We start from the raw sequence: 21,535 nt of genomic DNA on the forward strand, positions 1-21,535 counted from the left end.
TGGGGAGAATGGACGTGCCGGAAAACCTGTTCGATCTGAGCGGCAAGGTGGCGCTGATCACGGGCGCCAATTCGGGGCTGGGGTTCGGCTTTGCCCGCGGCCTTGCCCGCGCGGGCAGTGACGTCATCCTCTGGGGGCGGCGCGCCGACAGGAATGAGGAGGCGGCAGCGGCGTTGCGCGCGCATGGGGTGCGGGTGTTCGCTGACGTGGTCGATGTCGCCAGCGAACCTGCGATCGTCGCCGGCTTCGCCCGCGCGCTCGATGCCATGGGCCGGGTCGACACGATGGTCGCCAATGCCGGTATCGCCAGCCGGGTGCCGTTCACGGAGATGGACGTTGCGACCTATCGCAAGCTGATCGACGTCAATCTCGATGGCGCGGTCTTCACCCTGCGGGAGGGTGCGCGGCATATGAAGGCGCGCGCCGAGGCGGGTGATCCGGGGGGCTCGCTGATCATCTGCGGCAGCGGTTCGATCTTCCAGGGCGTGCCGACCATGGCCCATTATGGCATTGCCAAGGGCGCGCTCAATGCCCTCGCCAAGGCGCTGGCGGCCGAACTCGGTCCGATCGGCGTGCGCTGCAATGTCATCGCGCCGGGTTTCATCGAAACCGAGATGACATTTGCAGACCCGGAAGTCGGCAAGATGATCGCGGACTTGGTGGCCGCGAAGGCGCCGCTCGGGCGGGCGGGCAAGCCGGCCGATCTGGAAGGTGCGGTCGTCTATCTGGCGAGCGACATGTCAGCCTATCACACTGGCGACACGCTGGTCGTGGACGGGGGGAAGATGTCCGCCAACTGACCGACGGACTGTCGATAATAGCAGGAGATACGCATGTTCGCCCGGCCCAACAGCCAGCATTGCCAGGTCGCCTATGTCACCAACGATCTCGACGCGGCGATGGCCGCGCTCAAGGACGCTTATGGCACGCCCGGCTTCTTCGAGTTGTCGAACATCCAGCCCGGCGAAGACCCGACCGGCAAGCCGGTGCTGAAGATCGCGCTGGCGGTGGTCGGCGGCGTGGAGGTCGAACTGATCGAACCGGTGGGCGATACGGCCCCCTTGTTCAGCGATTTTCTGCCCGAGGGCGATGACCTAGCCATTCGCTTTCATCATGTCGCGACCCGGATCGATGGACCGCTTGCCCACTGGGAGGCGCATGTCGCCTCGCTCGACCTGGCGCGGCACCCGGTTGTGTTCGAGGGCGCGCTGGGCGATGTGCTGCGATATATCTACACCGACGAGCGCGCGACGCTGGGCCATTATGTCGAGCATGTCTGGATGGCGCCCGACCTTCTGGCGCAGATGCGCGCCGTCGTCCCCACCTATCCGCCAGTAAAGGACTGACTGCATGACCATCGCTCTGTCCCGCCTCAATTTCCGCGACATTGGCGGCCTGCCGACCGCGGGGGGAGGTCAGGTCCGGCCCGGCATCCTTTTCAGGTCAGAAGGCCCAGCCAGTTTTATCGAGGATCATCATACGGAATTGTCGGATCTGGGCTTTCGCTCGGTGGCGGATCTCCGATCGACGATCGAGAGGGATGCGGCGCCTCATGACTGGTGCGGGCCGGATTGCCGGATGCTCGACCTTGACATGAATACGGACCTGCGCGCGCAGGGGGAAGATATGTGGATGTCGCTCGGTCGCGAGCCGACCGCCGCGCGCGCCGTCGAGGTGATGGCGCATAATTACGGCCTGATGCCGCAGGCATTTCTGCCGCATCTGTCGCGGATGGTCGATGCGCTGCTGGCGCAGGACACGCCGATGCTGGTTCATTGCACCGCCGGCAAGGACCGGACCGGCGTCGTCGTCGCCCTGTTCCTCGACCTGCTCGCCGTGCCGCGTCCCGCGATCATGGAGGATTATCGCAAGTCCGACATATTCGGCCAGAATCTGCGCGTGTCGGGTCATCTCAAGCGCGATCTGCAAAAGACCTTCGGCTTCGTGCCGCCCGACGACATGGTGGCCATCCTGATCGGCGTGCAGGATGATTTCCTCCTGAGCGCGCTCAATATGGTCGCGACGCGCTGGGGCGGGATTGAAGGGTATTTCGAGGCGGCAGGCGTCGACGCGGAACGGCGTGCTGCGCTGAAGCAATTGCTTGCCACAGACTAGGCGGGAAATCTGCGCGGGCGTGTCCGCCACCCTGGCCGGGCTTCTGCTGCCGGGCGGGATAGCCGGGGCCTCCGCCGTCAACCGGAAGAATATGGTGGAGAATGAGATGAGCGATAACGGCATTTTCGAATGGGAAGATCTGCTCGACCAGCTTCGCCCCCTGGGCCAGTTGATGCGCGATCGTATCCCGGAAAGGCTGCGCAGCGATCCCCGCGTCATGCAGGAATCGATGCGGCTGCTGCTGTCGGGCGTGCTGCGGGCGACCAACGACGCGATCATGCATGATCGCAGTCACCCGATCTTCGTGCCCGAACTCAACATTTGCCAGAATATCTTCCAGCCCAATGCGGACACCATTTACAAGGCGGCGCTGATCGAAAAGGGCGGCACCTATCGCATCCGGGGCGATCGCGGCACGACGCGAATGATGATCCTGGCCCAGCTCGGCCCGGACACGCTGCGCACGGGGCAGCATCATCCCGCGCAGGACGCGAATGATTTTAACGATCTGCATGTCGGTGCTGATGGAGCCTTCGATGTCATCCTCTCGCCGACCCGTCCGACCGGTTATGAAGGCGACTGGTGGGAACTGAAACCCGCGACCGAGAAGCTGATGGTGCGGATCGTCGCCTGCGACTGGGGTGTCGAGCGCGAGCCGCGCTTCGGCATCGTGCGTCTGGATGCCGATCACGCCGCTAAGGGACGCCCTACGCTGGCCCAACTGGCGCACCGCTTTGCCGAGATTCCCGCCACGGCGACGGTCTGTGCGCTGGCCTTCCCCGACAAGGTGCAGAAGCTGCGTGACGAGGGGCTGATCAACACGCTGAAAGTCGTCGACTTCTCCCAGATGACCGGTCTTGCCCGGCAATCCTATTATGAGGGTGCCTATGATCTGGCCGATGACGAGGCGCTGATAACCGAGGTCCGGATTCCCAGGGAAGTCGATTATTGGTCGCTGATCCTGACCAACGAACTCTATGAGACGACCGACTGGTATCATAATCAGTCCAGCCTCAATGCGGCTCAGGCCGTGGTCGATGGCGACGGCTATTTCCGCGCGGTCATTTCCGCGCGCGATCCGGGCGTTCACAACTGGCTCGACACGTCGGGCTATGCCAGCGGCGCTGTGCAGGGGCGCTGGTTCAACACCGACGAGCGGCCCACGCCGACGATGAAGAAAGTCAAACTGGCCGACGTGCGCAGCCATCTGCCAGTCGACACCGTTCTGGTGACACCGGACGCGCGCGCCGAAGCTATCCGCGAACGCACGCTCCGCGCGCACACGCGCATCATCTGGTGAGGGGGGAACCAATGAGCGACGAACTGGCCAGACTTCTCGACTATGAGGCGCTCCGCAATGTGAAGGCGCGCTATTGCCGCTTTCTCGACACCAAGGACTGGGATGGCTTCCTCTCTCTGTTCACGCCCGATGCGGTGTTGGATGTGGAGGAGGACACCGGCAATCCCCCAATGAGCGGGCACGCCGCCATATTGGAGCAGGTACGTTCCGCGGTCATCGACGCATGCTCGGCGCATCAGATCCACTCGTCGGAAATCGACCTGCGCGGCGATGAGGCGGACATGATCACGGCGATGCAGGACCGGGTGGTCTGGGCGCCGGGCAAATGTCCGATCCCCGGCGGTCAGTCGATCACCGGTTTCGGCCATTATACCGAACGCTATGTGCGTCAGGACGGACAGTGGAAAATCGCTGCGCTCAAGCTCACGCGCCTCTATGTCGAGGTGCATCCCGAACCTGCCGTTTGACAGGTTGCCTATGCTCCTCCCAACGGCAATGCAGTGGCATATATTTGAGAGGACATGGGAATGACGGAAGCGGTGGAACCGGGCGTACAGGCACTTTTCGACAAGTTCGGCACCTATATCCTCCCCGGGCGGGTCAATGATCCGCGTCGCGGGATTGACGAAGCGAAAGAGGCGGAACGTATCGGTCTTGGCTGCGTGTGGATTTCCGAACGCTATGCGCTGAAGGAACCGGCGGTGCTGGCGGGCGCGGTGGCCGAGGCCACCTCGAAGATCCGCATCACCGGCACCATGTATGCGACGATGCGCCATCCGCTCGTCACCGCCAGCGTCGCCGACATGATGCAGGCGATGAGCGGGGAGCGGTTCCGCCTGATGTTCGCGCGGGCGGTTCCGGCCTATATGAAGATGTTGGGTTCGCCGCCGATCACCATGGAGCGGCTGGCCGATCTGATCTCGATCTGCCGGCGCCTCTGGGCGGGTGAGAAGATCGATTATGAGGGTGTGCTGGGCAAATTCCCCGCCATCAATCTGACCGATCGCCATGGCGGCACGCCCCCGCCGATCATCTTCACTGCGATCGGGCCCAAAAGCCTGGAATTCGCTGGCGAACATTGCGACGGCGTGCTGCTGCATCCCTTTGTGTCGGCGCAGGGGGTGAAGAACAGCGCCAAGATCGTCCGCGACGCGGCGGAGAAGGCCGGCCGCGATCCCATGTCCGTGCGCATCTATCACAATATCATCGTCGCCCCGGACCTGCCCAAGGACGAGGAGGAGGCCGTCGTCGGCGGCCGCGCCATCACCTATTTCGAACTGCCCGGCTTTGGCGACCTGATCGTCGACATCAACGGCTGGGACAAAAAGGTGCTGGAGGATATCCGCGCCCATCCCAAGATTGCAGGCCTCAACGGCAAGCCGGCGGATCAGGCCTATACGCGGCAGGAGCTGGTCGATGTCAGTCGGCTCATTCCGCAGCAATGGCTGGACGAGGGCGCTGCGGTGGGGACCGCGGCCCAATGCGCCGATCAGCTCATGGGGTTCCTGGATGCTGGCGCCGATGAAATTCTGCTCCACGGCTCGTCGCCCAAGGATATGGGGCCGCTCACCACCGAACTGAAGCGCGCGCTGGCGGCGAAGGGGCTGTAATCATGGAATTGCTGACTCCCGATCGTATCACCGTCCAGTTGCAGGACTGGCTGGCGAGCGAAAAGCCCGAGTGGCGCGACATCCGCGTTCGTCCGCTCAATGTGACGCTGGGCGCGGGCTTTTCGGCGGACATTTTCTTTGTCGACGTCGACTATGTCGATCCGGCTGGTTCCCAGAGCCAGACGCTTGTGGTCCGCCGTCAGCCGATGGATCTGGAAGTGGTGTTCGGCAGCAGCCTCGCGCTTCAGGGCAAGATGATGGCGGCGCTCGATGCGCGCGGCGATCTGCCCGTGCCGCCGTGGATCGGCATGCATCTCGACCCCGATATTCTCGGCCTGCCTTTTCTCGTGATGGGCAAGGTGGAAGGGGAATGCGCCAAGCAAAAGCCCAATTACAATCTGGAAGGCTGGCTGGTCGAAATGACCCCGGAGCAGCGGCGGCAAACATTCGCCAATGCCATCAACGCCTTTGCCAGCCTGGCGACGATCGACTGGCGCGACGGCTTTGAATTTCTCGCCCAGCCGGAAAATGGGCGGCCGGGTCTCGATCAATATGTCGGTGCGCTGGAGGCGTGGCACAAGGCTGCGGGGCGCGGCCGGACGATGCCCATCGTCGATGCCGCCATGGCCTATGTGCGCGCCAACATGCCTGCCGATGCGGGGGTGAATGTGCTGTGGGGCGATCCCACGCCGTCGAACGTCATGTTCGCGGCCGACGGCAGCGTCAACGCGCTGATCGACTGGGAACTCGCGGCACTGGGGCCGGCGGAGCTTGACCTCGCCTGGTGGCTCTATTTCGACGATCTGTTCGGCCGCCGCTTCGGTATCACCCGGCTGGAAGGCCTGCCGAGCAAGGAGGAGACGATCGCCATCTGGGAAGCGGCAAGCGAACAGAAGGCCGGGCATCTCGATTATTATGACATCGTCGCGGCGCTCCGCATGGCGCTGGTCGCCGTGGGCGCCTTCGACCGGCAGGTCGGCATCGGCAACATCCCTGCGACGAACAAATCGCTCAACGACAATTTCATGACCCTTTATCTGGCCGAAAAGCTGGGGCTGCCCATCCCCGAACTGGGACCGGATTTCGTGGCCTTCATGAAGAATCTGACGCCGGTGGAAGACAAGGCAGCCTGACGCGGCTCGCTGCGGGCAAAAGTGAATTGTCTGCTTGACCACGGCCTCTTCTATTAAATACACATCGTGGAATAATAAAGTGGAGAGGGTGAGTCATGAGGCAGCGGTCGGTCGAGGGGTATCCATGAACAGCTCTGTCCTGGAGCGTTCGCCTCTCGACGCCGATGCGCTGATCGCGGAGGCGCGCGCCGCGACCGGACTGTCGGATTTCGGACCGGACCTGTCCTTCATGACGGGCTTTCGTCGGCTGGTCGAAGCGGTCGAGGCGATGGACCCGCCAGCCCAGCTGCGCGAGACCGCGCATCACAAGATTGTCGGTTTGCTCGCGACCCGGTTGCGCTTCGCCGAAGACGAAAGGCAGCATCCGGACATTGTCGCGCAGGACGTGGGGGACCCGCTGATCGTCTGCGGCCTGCCGCGCACCGGGACGACGATCACCTATGACCTGCTCTGCCTTGATCCGGCCGCTCGCGCGCCCCGCGAATGGGAATGGTATATCCCCTGGCCTGCCCCGGAAGAAGCAAGTTTCGACAGCGATCCGCGCATCGCGCAGGTGCAGGCCATCTATGAAAACTGGCTGAAACACGCGCCGCAACTGGCCGATATCCAGCGGATGGACTGCACTCAGCCGGGCGAGTGCAATCATGGCATGATGCTGCATTTCGCCAGCACCAATTTTCCGGCCGAACTGGGCGTACCCGATTTCGCCCGCTGGTTGCAGGATACCGTGCCGGAAGGGCAATATCGCACCCATAAGCGGATGCTCCAGCAATATCAGTGGAAAGGACCCAAGGGCCGCTGGACGCTGAAATCACCGCAGCATCTGATGGACCTGCCCGGTCTGGTGGAGGCCTATCCCGGCGCGATGTTGGTGTGGACCCATCGCGATCCGGTGCTGACCTTCTCTTCGTTGTCGAGCATGATCGCGGGGTTCCTCGCTGCCGTGGGCGGCGCAGACGACCTGAAGGCGATCGGCCGGTCGGTGGTCGACACCTGGTGCGCGGCGATGGCCCGCGCGACCGAAGCGCGGGCGAATGATCCGGCGATCGAGGGCCGCATTCTCGACCTCGCCCATCGCGATATCGTTGCCGATCCGATGGCGGCGATGCAGCGCATCTACGACCGTTTCGCTCTGCCCTTCACCGACAAGCATCGCGCGCGCATCACCGCTTTTCTGGCAGACAATCCTGCCGCCAGCCGCCTTGGCAAGCACAAACACAGTCCGGAACAGTTCGGCATTGATCCGGGCGAGGTGCATGAACGGCTTGCCGGCTATTATGCGCGCTACGGCCATCTGTTCGACCGGGCGCGACCCTGATGTCTGGAGTATGAGCATGAGCGTTCTCGACCGTTTCCGCCTCGACGGGCGCACCGCCATCCTGACCGGCGTAGGGCCGGGCGTGGGAGAACATGTCGCCAAGGCCTATGCCGAATTGGGCGCCAATGTGGTCCTCTCCGCCCGCTCGCAGGGCCGGCTCGACCGGATTGCCGCAGAGATCAACGCGGCCGACGGCGGCAGGGCGATCGCCATCGCCGCCGATGCGGGCGAGAAGGCCGATCTTGAACGGCTGGTGGCGGGCGCCCGTGAGGCTTTTGGCCCGATCCATATCGTTTTCAACAATGCCGCGGCCGGCGTGGTCTATGCCGCTGATGGCGGGCTTTGGGCGAACACGGACGACGTCTGGAAAACGGCGATGGACGTCAATGTCATGGCGACCTGGCGTCTGACCGAACTGACCGAGGCCGATATGAAGGCGCATGGCAAGGGCAGCATCATTTCAGTCCAGAGCTGCGGCGGCTTCACGCCAATCCCGCCCGCCGTCGCCTATGGCGTGTCTAAGGCGGCGCTGCTCTTTCTGGTGCGCGAGCTGGCCAAGACGCAGGCGCCGCACACGCGGATCAACTGCCTGTGCGTCGGATCGATGAGTCCGGACGGACAAGAGGCCGATATTCACAAGGGGCTGGGCCTGGCCGAGCGCAACGCGATCAAGCGCTTCGGCGCGGCGGACGAGGCGGTAGGCGCAGCCATATTGCTGGCGGGGGACGGCTCCAGCTACACGACCGGCAGCACCATCTTCACCGAAGGCGGCCGGGTGGGGACCATTTCATGACCGCCAACCCCCTCTGGACCGAAGATCAGGCGGCGGCGGAACGGCTGGCGCTACGCCTGATCGAACGGGCCGACATCCGCGCCGCGCGCGAGGAGGCGCGCCTCCTCTTATTGGCCGATCCGCTGGCGGCTACGCTCGACGGACGGCTGGGGCTGGATCGTGCGCTCGATCAGTGGGTGCTGGGGCTCGCCATGCGCGAAGCCAATGGTGATCCCGCCGATCCCAAGGTCGTCTGGAATATCAGCAACGCCCCGCGGCGCTGGTTCGGCCACATCTATCCGGGTGCGGCGGTGGCGATCGACAATCCCGACAATTTCAATCGCGAAATTCCGGTCGATGGCGATGGGCACTATGCCGTCGACATCCGCTTTTCCGCCGATCCGCCGCAGTTCAGCATCGTTGCCGAGGTCGAGCCGGAGCATCATGCGGGACTTGGCCGTAATCTGGGCGCGCTGACGCTTCAGCAACTTCTGCCCTTCTGCGATGCCGATGGGCAGGTGACGGTGACCGTCGGCCCGCAGGAAGGCGGTGCGACCCATTTGCGGACCGAGCCGGGCGCGCGGATTCAGGTCTATACCCGTGACAGTCAGCGCGACTGGCGGCAGGTGCCGGCACAGGTCAGCGTCCGTCGCCTCGACCCGCCATCGGACCGGCGCCCGCGCAGCGAGAGCGAGATTGCCCGGACCATCATCGCCGACCTGCCTGCCTGGGTCGCCTTCTGGTCGGGTTTCAAAAATGATTTTCTCGGCCATCCCGAACCCAATCGGCTGATCGGACCCAATGGCCGTGACGGGGGTTGGGGCTATCTGGCCGGTGGGCGCTTTGCACTGGGGGAAGGGCAGGGGTTGCTAGTGACCATCGATCCGGCGGGCAGCTATTATACCGGCATCCAGATCGCCGACCCGTGGACGATCTCGCCAGATCCGATGCTTCGCATGGTCAGCCTCAACAGTGGGCAGGTCACGCCCGCCGTAGACTGCACGGTCAGCTATGTGGTGGCGGGCGTCGATCCGGGCATCGCCAACTGGATCGATACAACGGGCCTCGAAGAAGGCTGGGTGCTGCTGCGCTGGCAGGGCGTGTCCGAAGGCGCCGACCCCGCCCGCTTCATTCGCGACGTGCGTGTCGTCGATCTGGCGGCCATCGACCGCGAAGTGGACGCAGGTGTTCCCCGGGTCGATCTCGCCCTGCGAGAACAGCAGTTGCGCGATCGCGCGCGCCAGCATGGCCTGCGAACCCATGCCGCGATCTGGGGAGACGCATGATGCAGCCCAAGGGCTCGATACTGGAACTGTGTCAGGTGGTGCGCGACATGGAGCGCGCATTGGCTCACTGGACGCGGGTCATGGGGGCGGGACCGTTTTTCGTTTTCGACGTGCCCGTGCTGCCGGGCCAGATCTATCGTGGCGCGCCGACGCAGGTGGCGATGAAGGTCGCGTTCGGCTTTTCCGGCGGACTGCTGATCGAACTGCTCCAGCAGACGAATGAGGGGCCTTCGGTCTTCACCGAAATGCTCGACCGTCATGGTGACGGCTATCATCATGTCATGCTGCGCATTCCCTATGACGAGGGGGTGGAGCGGCTGTCCGGCGAAGGCTATGCTATGGCGTTCAGCGGCATGATGCCGTCGGGCGAAAGGTTCGCGCTGTTCGATACCCGCGCAGGCAATGGCGGCTATGTCGAACTGATGGAGCTTTCGCCTGCGATGGAAGCGTCGCTCGACCGGATGCACGCCGCCCATCGCGCGTGGGACGGGATCAGCCGCCCCGTCCGATCCATCGCCGACCTCGACTGAGGCTCAGGCCGTGCCCGCGACGGCACGGATCGCGGTCAGCAGCATGTCGGTCGCGCGGGTGAAGGCGGCTTCCACCACATCGCGCTGCATCGCCAGCCGTTCGTCATTGTCGGTCAGGCTTTCCGCCACGACGACATTGCCCAGCACGATGACGGAGAAAATCACCAGCATCTCTTCGCTTTGCGGCCGTGTCAGCCCTGCCTCGGCCAGCCCCTCGAAGATGGCGCGGCGGATCGCCAGCGCATTGGGTTGCTCCAGCCGGTTGGCGCTGCGTGACAGGATGAAGGCGGCGGACCCCGGAAAATCGCGATAGGCCAGATGGACCGCGCGGGCGATGCTGCGGAGGCGGCTTTCCCAGTCCGGCGCCGACAGGTCGGGCATCCGGCCGCGCAGAATCTCGTCGGTCAGCAGGCCGAGCATCTCCTCCTTGTCGCGGACATGGTGGTAGAGCAGACGTGGCGACACGCCCAGACGCTGCGCCACCGGACGGATATTGAGCGATTCGATTCCGCCCGACCGGGCCATGTCCAGCAAGGTCGCGACCAGCCGGCTGCGGTCGAGCGCAGGCCCTTCGGATTGTGGCGGTCGGCCGCGCCGGGGGATCCGTGCGAGCGGTTTTTGGTCTGCCCTCATGCCTTCGCTTTAAGCCGAGGCGCGGCACGGGTCCATGCCCCACGGTCCTGTAAGACCGTGGGGCAAAGAATCACAGTTTCTTCAGCTCGGCATTCGACAGGCTGGTCGTCACGCCCTTCTCACCCGCGCTCAGCGTGGTTGCGGGGATGGTGATGAACTTTCCGCGATAGATGACCCGCACCGCGCTCACGGCGCCGTCGCCGGCGGTCAGCACCCGATCGACCTTGCCGATCTTGGTTCCATCGGCGGAGTAGACCGCCTCGTTGCGATCCACCGCAGGCGCTTGGGCAAAGGCGGGCGCGGCCAGGCCCAGAGCCGTGAGCGCGATGATGATGGTCTTCATATGCTGAAATCCTTTGTCGAAGATGGCGACCTGTTGGCGCAGTCCAAGGATGGTTTCAAGAGAAAACCAATACACATCGAAAAGAATCTGTTCTATCTGTCTTACATGCATGAAAAAAGCAGCCGGATGGCAATCGGAGAGGCGATGAAGGGCAGGGGCGGGTCAGGCGCACGCGACCAATGGTTTCTGCTGCTTCTGGGTGCGATCTACATGTTCAACTTCATCGATCGCACGATCATCGCCGTGGTCGGCGAGGCGATTCGCCACGATCTGCGGCTGAGCGATCTTCAACTCGGCATGCTCGGCGGGCTGGCTTTCTCGCTTTTCTATGCCGTGCTGGGGATTCCGCTCGCGCGGCTGGCCGAACGCTACAGCCGGGTGCGGATCATTGCCGTGGTAACCATGCTCTGGTCGCTGATGACAGCGCTCTCCGGCGCAGCGGGGAGTTATGTCCAGCTCTTGCTGTGCCGCATGGGCGTAGGCATCGGAGAAGCGGGCTTCACACCGGCGCTCGTCTCGATGATTTCCGACCGGTTCGATGCCGGTCGCCGCGCGGTCGTCTTTTCGCTGATAGCGATAGGGGTACCGCTGGGCGGCGCCATAGCGGCGATCGCTGGTGGCGCGATCGCGCAGACATTCGGTTGGCGGCTCGCGCTCGTGGCGGTCGGCGCACCCGGTCTGCTGCTGGCGCTTCTGCTGATCGCGACGATTCCCGAGCCCGAGCGGAAAGATGCGGGGCAAAGCGTGGATACGCCGCCCTTCGCCATGGTGTTGCGGCGGCTCGCCCATTCCCCCGCCTTCCTGCACCTGACCTTCGGCAGCGGTTTTGTAGGGCTGGTCGGGTTCGGGACCAACCTGTTCCTGATCCCTTTGCTGGTCCGCCGCTTCGATCTGCCGCTTGCCCACGCAGGTCTTGTGTTTGCGCTTTCGTTCAGTCTGGCGACAATGGTCGGGCAGGTCAGCGGCGGCTATCTGATCGGACGCCTGATCCGGCGTGATATACGCTGGGGCGGATGGGCGCCCGCGATCGCGGTGGGGCTGGCGCTGCCCTTCTATCTGCTCGCGATTCATCAGTCGGACTGGCGATGGCTGGTCGCCTTTCTCTTCGTCGCCACCACCTTACTCTACGCCTTCACCCCCGCCATCATGACCATTACACAATCGCTGGTCGAACCGCGCATGCGGGCATCCGCCGCCGCGCTCCACTCCTTCGGCCAGACCGTGGCCGGGCTGGGATTGGGATCGGTGGTGCTGGGCTATCTCAGCGATCGTTTGGCCGTGTTTCTCTACGAGGGGAATTATGCCGCCGACTGTCTCGCTGCGGGGAGGGGCCCACCGCCGGCGGCCTGTCTCTCGGCTGCGGCAAGCGGTCTGCAACTGAGCATGCAGCTATCCGCATCCGTGCTTTTGATCGCGGTTCTCCACTATCTTCTCGCCGCAAAAAATCTACCGCTGGAGGCAAATGCGTCGTGAAGGACGGGAAAGCTGTCGAGGTTCGGCCAAGCGGCCCTGAACGGGATGACGCGTCGGTCTTGGCTATGCCACCCTCCCGGCCTGTCGATTACAGGACCGCGTACAGGCGGCGGAAAGGATAATGAGGATGGGAAGAGCAGGAGTTATCGGCTTGGGGCAGATCGGCGCGGGCGTCGCCATATGCCTTGCGCGGACAAATCAATTGGCGGCGGTCTATGACATTCGTGCCGATGCTGCCGACACGTTGGAAGGGGTGCCGCCCGTCGTCGCCAGTCCGGCGGAACTGGCCGCGCAGGCCGACGTCGTCATCATCGCCGTCGTCAACGCAAAGCAGACGATTGACGTACTGTCAGGCCCCGACGGCGTTTTGTCGCGCGCGCGGCCGGGCATGGTCGTGGTGTTGGTGGCGACCGTCTCGATCGAGGATCTGAACGCCGTTCGCGCCCTGACCGACGCGGCGGGCGTGGAACTGGTCGATTGCGGCGTGACCGGTGGCCCCAAATCCCGCGAACACGGCCTCGTCTGCCTGGTCGGCGGCACGGATGAGACCATTGCGAATGTGCGCCCGGTGCTGGACGGCTTTGCCAAGCTGGTGGCGCATATGGGCGGCCCCGGCGCGGGCATGGCGGCGAAGATCGCGCGCAACGTCATCGTCTTTGGCTGCCTGCGCGCCGGCTATGAGGCCTCCGTATTGTGTCGCAATGCCGGGGTGGATGTCCGCCAACTTGCGCAAGTGATCGACGCCAGCTCCGACAGCGTGGGCGGACCGTTGATGCTGGCGGTACGTGACGATCCGTCGTCCAGCGAGCAGGAAGCGGCGGTGCGCGAATATACGCGCGGGCTGATGGTCAAGGATCTGGATGCGGCCATCGATCTGGCGCGCAGCTATGGCATCGCGTTGCCCTTGGTCGAACTGACACGCCGGACCGATCAGGCGGTCGTCGGCCTTGAAAATGTAATGGGAGAAAAGGCATGAGCATCGACGAAGCGCAGTGGCAGAAGGGACTTGAAGTGTTCGACAAGGTCTACGGACCGGGATCGTCGGACATGACCCGTCCGTATCGCGACTCTTCCTTCAATCAGGAAATCGTCGGCAACCAGTTCGCCAATCTGTGGGCGAGCGATATCTTCTCGATGCGGGAGAAGCGCCTGCTGGTGCTGGGCGCGACCGCCATGCTGGGACGCGCCGATCTGGTCGAGATCCAGATGAACGGCGCCCTCATCAATAACGAATTCACCGATGAGGAGTTGGACTTCCTGCCGCTCTTCATACTGTTCTATGCTGGGGCGGGCAACACGACCACCGTGTTCCGGGGGATCGAAGCCGCCAAGGCGCGGCGCAAGGAGCGCGACGCCGCATCCAAATGACAGGGCGTGCATGACAAAGGGCGGTCTGGTCGAAGAACCAGGCCGCCCTTTTCTTATGCTTCGCCGCTATTGTGGGCACGGCGGATCGCGCGGGACGCCAGCAGCAGCAATAATCCCCCGGCAAAGGTGAACAGCATGGCGGTGCCGATCCCCCAGGCGACACCCGCCGTCCCCCCGACAAAGTCACTGACGGCGCCGATCAGATAAGTGCCGGCGCCCACGCCGATCAGGTTTGCCCCCAATTGCACCAGAGATACCGCAAGGCCCCGCAGGCGCGGCCCGGCGATGGTCACGATGACGGCGTAGATCGGGCCGTTATAGGAAGCGCTGAGGAAACCGCAGGCCATCAGCAGCGCCAGCATCAGATCAAGGTCCCGGAACAGCACGGTGCCGACGCCGGTCACTGCCGTCAGCAAGGGGATCACCGCGCCAAACAGGGATGTGCGCGCCGGATCGAAGCCGCCACGGCGCCGGTTGATGAGGTCGATTACCCAGCCCGCGAGGAATCCGCCCAGGGAGCCGAGGCCGCCATAGGCAATGGCGATGAGGAAACCCGCCCGCGCAATGGGCATGCCGTGGACCCGGATCAGGAAAGTGGTGAGCCATGTGCTCATGCCGTAAATCCCCGCCGCGATCAGGACGATGGCGAAGATGCAGTAAAGCAGTCCCGGTCGCGCCGCGAGCAGGCGGATACGCTGCACCAGCCTCAGCGTCTCTCCTTGCAGCGGGGCCGGCCCGTCATGCGCGCCGCGCAAAGGTTCCCGGACGGTGAGCAGCAGCAGGGGCGCCAGCACCAGTCCCGGTACGCCGGCGGCCACAAATGCCCAGCGCCATCCGGCGTTCTGCACGATCGCACCGCCCACAATGAAGGCGATGGCAAGGCCGATACCCGAACTCAGATACCAGATGCCGATAGCGGTTGCGCGTCGGTCCTCCCCGAAATAGTCGCTCAGCAATGACATGCCGGTCGGTGAACCGCCCGCTTCGGCCGTCCCTACCGCGGCACGGCCTACAAGCAATGTCCAGAATCCGGTCGCCAGGCTGCACAAAGCGGTCGCGCCGCTCCACAGCGTGAGTGCCGCAGCCATCAGGTTGCGACGGTTCCAGTTGTCGACCGCTACGCCGAAGGGCAGGGCGGCGAGCGCGAAAAATATGCCATAGGCAAAGCCCGCCAATATCCCGAGTTGTCCATCCGACAGGGCAAATTCATGCCCGACCGGCGCCAGCACCAGCCCGATGATGGCACGATCGATGCCATGGCAGGTCTGCGCCAGCGTCAATATGCCCAGCACATACCAGGGATAATGGCTGACGGCGGCGGGTTTTTCCGGCAGCGCTCTCATGGCGCCCGCTGCTGCAAGAGCGGTGCGATGGACATTGAGCGCCTCCTGTTTTTGGATATCAGGCTGAGGTGCGTGAGAAACGCATAGCATATGTTCCCCATGCCGCCCTCGGCCAGATTGTGTCGAGTATGGTTTATGGATGTGCCGCCCTTGGGTGTCTTGACCACCTATCCGAAGATAGAAGTAAAAGTGGGTGCTGCGCCTATCTGATGCACAGAGAGAAGAGAAACAGGCAGAGGTGGCGATGTTTCGTCCGGAGAGCGATTGGACCGGCCAGGACAGGTTCGGGGTCAAGAATTTCTACATCGAAGCGGTGGCGACCGTTCGCGATGCTCGTGTGGATTTGCGTCATTTCGATTGGGTTTTGCCCAGCAGTGGCGTCTTCAGCCCTGAGAAACATTATCTGGATTATTCGCTCGACGGTCAACCGCGACGCAGCATGGTCAGCATGGGCCGACCCGATCGGCGTGTCGCTTCGGGTGACATCCTCTACATGCCGCCGCATCGCCAATATGTCGGCGAACCCGCGCTTCAGGAACGGCATCTGGTGTGTGTCGCGCTGGGGGACGAATTTCTGGAAGAACTGTTCGACGGCGAGCAGCCGCTAAAGCGGGTGGACCCCTGCGCTGATGTCCAGAATGTTTCCATGCGCCGCCTTTTTGCCGGACTGGCGGCGGAATTGCGGGCGCCCGGCTTCGCGAGCCAGACTCTTGTCGAATCGATGCTCATGGGGCTGGCAGTCGAACTCGTCCGGCACATGTGTCCACGGGAATTGGGCAGCACGACATCACGCGGTGCGCGGCAGGTACGCAATATCATCGACTATGTGATGGACAATCTGTCCGGCCCCCTTGGCATCGCGGATATTGCGCGCGACTGCAACATGAGCGTGCGCCATGTCGCCCGCGTGTTCAGGGACGGAACCGGCGTCAGTCTGGGTGAATTTGTCGCGCGCAGCCGCATCGCTTTGGCCAAGGAACTGCTGCGGAACGACGGCGCGCGGATCAAGGAAATCAGCTGGCGCTGCGGCTTTAGCAGCACCTCGGCCTTTTCTGCTGCCTTTCGCGCCGCGACGGGCCAGACGCCTAAGGATTTCCGCTGCCAGCCGCCGCAGGTCCATTGACCCGGCAAACAGGAAACTATCGATCGGCGGCCAAATTCTGTCGCCGCACAGTCAAACAGGAGCCTACCACTATGGAGCGCATTATCTCCAAGCTAGACGCACTCTGCGTTTACAAATCGAAGTCGGATAAAATGATGGGGAGGGAAAAAATGAGCAAGGCCGCTGCTTTAGGTGCGATCGCCACAGGCGCGCTGATTGCCGCAATGGGACAGCCTGCCTATGCGCAGCAGCCGCAATCGGGTGCCAGCGAAGGCATTCAGGATATCGTGGTCACCGCGCGCCGTACCGAGGAAAGTCTTCAGACCACGCCTATCGCTGTCACCGCGCTTACGCCCGAAGCGCTGACGACCGCCAAGGTCGAAAACGTCGTCGATCTTCAGCGCACCGCTCCGGGCCTTGTCATCGGCCGTGGTTCGGCAGGCGGCGACGGTATCGTCTTCGTCGCCATTCGCGGTCAGGGCAATCTCCAGCCGATCCTCGCCAACGATCCTGCCGTCGCCACGTACATTGACGGTATCTACATTCCCCGTCCATCGACGGGCATGACCGACATTCAGGACGTCAAGCGGCTGGAAGTGCTGCGCGGACCGCAGGGTACCTTGTTCGGCCGCAACACGACTGGTGGTGCCATCAACATCGTTACCAACGATCCGAACGACCAGCTCAGCGGTGCATTCAAGGCAGAATTTGGCAATTACAGTACGCTGGGCGCGCAGGCCAATATCAATGTGCCGCTTGCGGAAGGCCTGGCGATTCGTCTGAGCGGGGCGATCAACGACCGGGACGGCTATGGCGACAATCTTCTCACCAAGCGCGACTTTTCCGACAACAACAGCAAGTTCGTTCGCGGCAAGCTCAAATATGAGGGCAATGGCTGGGATCTGACCCTGTCGGGCGACTGGAACCGCCAGTCCAACCATGGTCAGCAGATCGCGCTCTGGGCCTTCAATCCGGCGATCGTTCCTGCGGCCTTCCAGCCGGGGCTCACCGCGGGCCTGCTGACCAAGGAAAACTGGTGGGGCAATACAACGACCGGCACGTCGATCCCGGCCACCATCGGTACGCTGACTCCAGAGGCGCAGGCACTCTATGGCGTGCGGCCATTTAATACGCTCGAAGTATACGGTTTTTCCGGCACCCTGAATGTTGAATTGGGCGGCCTGAACTTCAAGTCCATCACCGGCTATCGCCACTCGATGAACTATGGTCAGAACGACACGGATGGCACTGCTGTCCCGTTGCTGGCGACGTTCGCGGGGTCTGGTTCCTATTATATTTCTCAGGAATTTCAGCTTTCCGGCAATATCACCGACAGCCTGAGCTTCATCACGGGCGCCTATGCGGGCAAGGAGAGCGGCTACGAATTCAGTCGGTCGCAGATTTTCGGCGGACTCATCCGTGATTCGAACGCCGATGTCACCAACAAGACCTTCGGCCTGTTTGCCCAGGCCTATTATGAATTGACGCCGAAGCTGCGCGCGGTGGGCGGTTTCCGCTATACCTGGGACACCCGCGACAGCCTGCTGCATAATGCGCAGATATATGGCCGACCCTATAATGTCGCCGTGGCGGGGACGCCGACCGGCATCAACTGTACGGTGACCCCGACGGAACCGGTTACGGCCACCACCTGTAATCAGGCGCAGAATGCCAAGTTCAATTATCCGGCCTGGAATCTGGGTCTCGACTGGCAGGCCAGCGACAATCTCTTCCTCTATCTCGCGACCCGTGGCGCGGCCAAGGCCGGTGGCTGGAACCTGCGGGCAGGGGGGCTGCCCGCCTTCGCCCCCGAAAAGGTGAAAGACGTCGAAGCCGGCCTCAAGGTCGATCTCTTCGACCGCCGGCTGCGTTTCAACACCGCGGTCTTCCACACGTGGAAGGATGACAATCAGGCGATCGTCAACAGCTTCGTCACCGGCATCGGCGTCACCCAATATATTCAGAATAACGGCAAGGTCCGTATCTGGGGCATGGAAAATGAAATCACGGCTGTGCCGTGGGAAGGCATGACGCTCAGCGTCAACGGTTCGCTGCAAAACGGTAAATATGTGAAGGGTAGCTTCAGCGAAATTCAGGTGGTGGCTGGCAGCGGCTGCACGAACGGCGCTGGGGTCGTCAATGGCTGCGTCGTCGACCTGAGTGGTTTGCCGCTGCTGCAATTGCCCAAGAAGCAGCTCAATATCAGCGCCACGCAGAAAATTCCATTGGGAGCGGGCACGCTTGCTGTCACCGGCGCCTATTCCTATGTCGGCGCTCAGCATTTCGATGCCGTCAGGGCGGCGGATCAGGCGTCGGCTGCGACAAAGGCCGCCTATGACACGGAAAACCGCTTTGGTCGTGTGCCCGGCTATGGCATTTTCAACGGACGTATCGCCTTCCAACTTGAAAATCCCAATGTCGAAATCGCCGTCTATGGTCGCAACATCACGAACAAGAAGTATCTGCTGCGGCGTTTCCCCGATCTCTATCGGACATTGGGCATCACAGCCGCCTATGTTGGTCAGCCAGCCACCTATGGCGTGGAAACGACGTTTAAATTCTGATCGGATAAAGCGGATGGCGGGAGAAGCTATGGCCAGTACGGCTTTTTCCCGCCAGCCCATGACCGGGGAACTTGAAAGATGATGAGGTTGGTAGACAGGGTGGCGATCGTCACCGGCGGCGGCGGTGGTATCGGTGCCGCCGTCGCGCGGCGCCTCGTTGCGGAGGGGGCTCGCGTCGTGATCGCCGATCTGTTCGAGGAGGCGGCCGTCCGTGCGACCGCCCCGTTGGGGGACAAGGCGCTGGCGGTTCAGTTTGATGCCGCCGATCCGCAGTCGGTAAAGGCGATGGTTGATCGCACCGTCGACCATTTCGGGAGGCTCGACATATTACATAATAATGCGGCGATGACCGATCCGGACAAAAGTCCGCAGGACACCACCGCCGTCGACATTCCGATCGGGATCTGGCGCGAGATTCTCGACGTCAATCTCACCGGCTATTTGCTGGGATGCAAATATGCGATCCCGCATATGGTCGCCGGTGGTGGCGGTTCGATCATCAATACTGCGTCCAATTCGGGCACCGCCGGGGATCTTGCGCGCATTGCCTATGGTTCGTCCAAGGCGGCGATCATCGGCCTCACCAAATATGTGGCGACCCAGCATGGGCGGCAGAATATCCGCTGCAACAGCATCGCGCCGGGCGTGGTGCTGACTGAAGCCCTCGAAAAAACCGTGCCGGGCCTGAAGGAGATTATTCAGCGGCATATATTGACGCCCGAATTCGGTACGCCCGATGATATCGCCGCGTTGGTCGCCTTTCTTGCTTCGGACGAGGCGCGCTACATCACGGGTGAGAATATATCCATTTCTGGCGGCGGCCTTGTCCACCAGCCCCATTATGCCGATTTGCTGGCCTTCATGCAGGCGAAGGACTAGCTGTGTCCAACGCCTGCACTTCGGTTCTCAGGGGGTTAATGAGCGGTCCGATGAAAATAGCGGATCGTCAGCCGGCCATCGGCGACCTTGTAGGTTTCGAGGCTCGGCAGCGTCACAATGCCATCCTTGGTTTGCAGGCGATTGGCTACATAGGCCGCGCCCTCCGATCCGTTGACAATCACCTCCAGCGGCTCGGTCGTGCATTTTCCGCCATATTCCGCCCACATCTCCGCCATAGCGGTGCTACCGTCGACGGCAGGCGATCCGACATATTCGATCGTAAAGCCTTGGGGGCCCAGCGCCCGGAAAAGCCGGTCGAGTTCGTCACGCTTTCCCTCGTTCCACAGCCGGTAATTGTCGCGGATCGCCTGTTCCAGATCCGGCACTTCTACCTCGCTCATGCGCATCGCCTCCTGTCATTGCGGATCATCCGCATGGCCGCCAGTCTCGATCGGATGACCAGGACCGCACCTGTCTTTGGCAAGGGTGGAAATTATCTCTTTTTGCTTCGGAGAATATGATGACCAAACCTGCGCAACAGCCCCTTCCGGATCATGTGCCACCCGAACTGGCGATGGCGCTGCCGCTCTTTTCCCGGCAGGTGATCTACGACAATCCGCAGGAGGTGCTGATCCCGGCCATGCATGCGGACCTGCCGCCGGTCACCTATGTCACCAACATCTTTCCCGGTGACCAACCCGGCTGGCTGCTCAAAAATGCCGAGGATGTGCAGGCGATGCTGCGCGACGCCGACAATTTCACCAAGAACGGCATGGGCAAATGGGCGCAGAATATCGGCGAGAACTGGCTGGTCATTCCGACCGAAGCCGACCCGCCCATTCACACCGGTTACCGCAAGGCGCTGAACAGTCATTTCGCGCCGCAGAAGATGTTCGCGATGAAGGAACAGGTGCGCGAGCGTGCGCGGACCTTGATCCATGCCTTCAAGGATCGGGCTCAGTGCGATTTCATCGAGGAATTTTCGGAGAAATTCCCTATCTTCATCGTCCTCGATCTGCTTGGGCTACCACAGGAAAGAATGGCGCAATTCCTCAAATGGGAAAAGGAAATGCTCCACTCCAATGACTGGGAAGTCCGCGGCAACGCCGTGCGCTGTGTGAAAGACTATCTGCTGGAGGAGATTGAGGCCCGCCGCCAGCAGCCGCGCGATGACTATATCAGCAAGGTCCTGACCTTTGAGGTGGATGACCGCCTGTGGAATGATGACGAGGTTCTGGGGCACTGTTTCAACCTGTATATCGGTGGACTGGACACGGTTACGTCGCTGCTCGGCAATATCTTCAACTATCTGGCGTCTCACCCGGATAAGCAGAACGAACTGCGCGCTGATCCGTCGCTGATCGTCCTCGCGGTCGAAGAATTCCTCCGCGCCTTCGCGCCGGTCACGGCCTTCCGCATCGCGACGAAGGTCATCGAAATTCAGGGGCAGAAGATTATGCCTGGGGATTATGTGGCCTTCAGCTCACCCGTGGTTGGTCGCGATCCGGCCTTCTACGATGATCCTCAGGCCATTCGCTTCGACCGTAAGGCGCCGCATATGTCGCTGGGCAGCGGTATTCACAAATGTCTGGGGATGCATCTCGCGCGGCTGGAACTGCAAATCGCGGTCGAGGAATTCGTCACGACTTTGCCGGAATTTCGGATCAAGGACGGCTTCAAAGTGCCGTATTTCGTGGGCAATATTCTGCATGTGCCGGATCTCCACCTGCAATGGGACTGAATATTCCCATGGCCCGGGACTGTGA

Annotated in this window: 22 protein-coding genes; 18 read left to right on the plus strand and 4 right to left on the minus strand. The window is 62.4% G+C overall.

The genetic code is table 11. From position 1 onward, the window contains the following. Positions 1-8: 8 nt before the first annotated feature. The 11 genes from A8G00_RS02450 to A8G00_RS02500 all read left to right on the plus strand — a co-directional run bounded on the left by A8G00_RS02450 (position 9) and on the right by A8G00_RS02500 (position 10,064). Positions 9-800, plus strand: coding sequence for an SDR family NAD(P)-dependent oxidoreductase (locus tag A8G00_RS02450; RefSeq protein WP_102999863.1), 792 nt, complete (start codon positions 9-11; stop codon positions 798-800). 33 nt (positions 801-833) lie between these two features. Continuing rightward, entirely contained in the window at positions 834-1,346 is a 513-nt protein-coding gene (locus A8G00_RS02455) for a VOC family protein (protein WP_102999864.1), read from the plus strand. Between the two features lie 4 nt (positions 1,347-1,350). Then, positions 1,351-2,115, plus strand: coding sequence for a tyrosine-protein phosphatase (locus tag A8G00_RS02460; RefSeq protein ID WP_102999865.1), 765 nt, complete (start codon positions 1,351-1,353; stop codon positions 2,113-2,115). A gap of 19 nt (positions 2,116-2,134) precedes the next feature. After that, positions 2,135-3,415 (plus strand): DUF1214 domain-containing protein, encoded by a 1,281-nt coding sequence (locus A8G00_RS02465; protein ID WP_253257885.1) that lies wholly within the window; start codon positions 2,135-2,137, stop codon positions 3,413-3,415. Positions 3,416-3,426: 11 nt separating this feature from the next. Beyond that, on the plus strand, positions 3,427-3,882 hold the full coding sequence (locus A8G00_RS02470) for a nuclear transport factor 2 family protein (protein WP_102999866.1): 456 nt from the start codon (positions 3,427-3,429) through the stop codon (positions 3,880-3,882). Between the two features lie 60 nt (positions 3,883-3,942). Next, positions 3,943-5,025 carry a TIGR03857 family LLM class F420-dependent oxidoreductase gene (locus A8G00_RS02475; RefSeq protein ID WP_102999867.1) on the plus strand — a complete coding sequence of 361 codons (1,083 nt, stop codon included), beginning with the start codon at positions 3,943-3,945 and terminating at the stop codon, positions 5,023-5,025. Between the two features lie 2 nt (positions 5,026-5,027). Further along, on the plus strand, positions 5,028-6,158 hold the full coding sequence (locus tag A8G00_RS02480) for a phosphotransferase family protein (protein WP_102999868.1): 1,131 nt from the start codon (positions 5,028-5,030) through the stop codon (positions 6,156-6,158). Between the two features lie 124 nt (positions 6,159-6,282). Further along, a complete protein-coding gene (locus tag A8G00_RS02485) occupies positions 6,283-7,476 on the plus strand; it encodes a sulfotransferase (RefSeq protein ID WP_102999869.1) in 1,194 nt (397 codons plus the stop codon). Positions 7,477-7,492: 16 nt separating this feature from the next. Further along, entirely contained in the window at positions 7,493-8,269 is a 777-nt protein-coding gene (locus A8G00_RS02490; protein WP_066563898.1) for an SDR family NAD(P)-dependent oxidoreductase, read from the plus strand. After that, on the plus strand, positions 8,266-9,534 hold the full coding sequence (locus tag A8G00_RS02495; protein ID WP_066562952.1) for a hypothetical protein: 1,269 nt from the start codon (positions 8,266-8,268) through the stop codon (positions 9,532-9,534). The genes A8G00_RS02490 and A8G00_RS02495 overlap by 4 nt, the downstream gene beginning before the upstream one ends. Then, positions 9,531-10,064 carry a VOC family protein gene (locus tag A8G00_RS02500; RefSeq protein WP_102999870.1) on the plus strand — a complete coding sequence of 178 codons (534 nt, stop codon included), beginning with the start codon at positions 9,531-9,533 and terminating at the stop codon, positions 10,062-10,064. The genes A8G00_RS02495 and A8G00_RS02500 overlap by 4 nt, the downstream gene beginning before the upstream one ends. Before the next feature lie 3 nt (positions 10,065-10,067). On the opposite strand, the gene A8G00_RS02505 is transcribed toward A8G00_RS02500, so the two are convergent. Both A8G00_RS02505 and A8G00_RS02510 read right to left on the minus strand, forming a co-directional pair. Next, positions 10,068-10,697, minus strand: a complete 630-nt coding sequence (locus tag A8G00_RS02505) for a TetR family transcriptional regulator (RefSeq protein ID WP_102999871.1) — start codon at positions 10,695-10,697, stop codon at positions 10,068-10,070. Between the two features lie 70 nt (positions 10,698-10,767). After that, positions 10,768-11,040 carry a PRC-barrel domain-containing protein gene (locus tag A8G00_RS02510; protein ID WP_102999872.1) on the minus strand — a complete coding sequence of 91 codons (273 nt, stop codon included), beginning with the start codon at positions 11,038-11,040 and terminating at the stop codon, positions 10,768-10,770. Between A8G00_RS02510 and A8G00_RS02515 the strand changes: the two genes are divergently transcribed. The 3 genes from A8G00_RS02515 to A8G00_RS02525 all read left to right on the plus strand — a co-directional run bounded on the left by A8G00_RS02515 (position 10,981) and on the right by A8G00_RS02525 (position 13,881). Then, the gene (locus A8G00_RS02515) at positions 10,981-12,513 is read left to right on the plus strand and encodes an MFS transporter (RefSeq protein ID WP_253257886.1); all 1,533 of its coding nucleotides are present in this window, start codon (positions 10,981-10,983) and stop codon (positions 12,511-12,513) included. The genes A8G00_RS02510 and A8G00_RS02515 overlap by 60 nt on opposite strands. Before the next feature lie 127 nt (positions 12,514-12,640). After that, positions 12,641-13,489 (plus strand): NAD(P)-dependent oxidoreductase, encoded by an 849-nt coding sequence (locus tag A8G00_RS02520; protein WP_102999873.1) that lies wholly within the window; start codon positions 12,641-12,643, stop codon positions 13,487-13,489. Continuing rightward, positions 13,486-13,881: a carboxymuconolactone decarboxylase family protein gene (locus tag A8G00_RS02525; protein WP_066562944.1), complete on the plus strand. Its 396-nt coding sequence runs from the start codon at positions 13,486-13,488 to the stop codon at positions 13,879-13,881. The genes A8G00_RS02520 and A8G00_RS02525 overlap by 4 nt, the downstream gene beginning before the upstream one ends. Positions 13,882-13,934: 53 nt before the next feature. On the opposite strand, the gene A8G00_RS02530 is transcribed toward A8G00_RS02525, so the two are convergent. Continuing rightward, the gene (locus A8G00_RS02530; RefSeq protein WP_226869698.1) at positions 13,935-15,224 is read right to left on the minus strand and encodes an MFS transporter; all 1,290 of its coding nucleotides are present in this window, start codon (positions 15,222-15,224) and stop codon (positions 13,935-13,937) included. A gap of 244 nt (positions 15,225-15,468) precedes the next feature. Here A8G00_RS02530 and A8G00_RS02535 point away from each other — a divergent pair, with 244 nt between their 5' ends. From A8G00_RS02535 to A8G00_RS02545, 3 genes are all read left to right on the plus strand, one after another. Next, the gene (locus tag A8G00_RS02535; RefSeq protein WP_102999874.1) at positions 15,469-16,347 is read left to right on the plus strand and encodes an AraC family transcriptional regulator; all 879 of its coding nucleotides are present in this window, start codon (positions 15,469-15,471) and stop codon (positions 16,345-16,347) included. Positions 16,348-16,496: 149 nt separating this feature from the next. Continuing rightward, complete coding sequence (locus A8G00_RS02540; protein WP_102999875.1) at positions 16,497-18,890, plus strand: TonB-dependent receptor; 2,394 nt, start codon at positions 16,497-16,499, stop codon at positions 18,888-18,890. 78 nt (positions 18,891-18,968) lie between these two features. Next, the gene (locus A8G00_RS02545; RefSeq protein ID WP_102999876.1) at positions 18,969-19,769 is read left to right on the plus strand and encodes an SDR family NAD(P)-dependent oxidoreductase; all 801 of its coding nucleotides are present in this window, start codon (positions 18,969-18,971) and stop codon (positions 19,767-19,769) included. Positions 19,770-19,804: 35 nt separating this feature from the next. Here A8G00_RS02545 and A8G00_RS02550 read toward each other — a convergent pair whose 3' ends face one another. Beyond that, positions 19,805-20,170, minus strand: coding sequence for a hypothetical protein (locus tag A8G00_RS02550; protein WP_066563889.1), 366 nt, complete (start codon positions 20,168-20,170; stop codon positions 19,805-19,807). Between the two features lie 224 nt (positions 20,171-20,394). Between A8G00_RS02550 and A8G00_RS02555 the strand changes: the two genes are divergently transcribed. Next, positions 20,395-21,510, plus strand: coding sequence for a cytochrome P450 (locus A8G00_RS02555; protein ID WP_253257887.1), 1,116 nt, complete (start codon positions 20,395-20,397; stop codon positions 21,508-21,510). Positions 21,511-21,535 lie beyond the last annotated feature (25 nt).

The sequence above is a fragment of the Sphingobium sp. SA916 genome, from assembly GCF_002894065.1.
GTDB lineage: Bacteria > Pseudomonadota > Alphaproteobacteria > Sphingomonadales > Sphingomonadaceae > Sphingobium > Sphingobium fuliginis.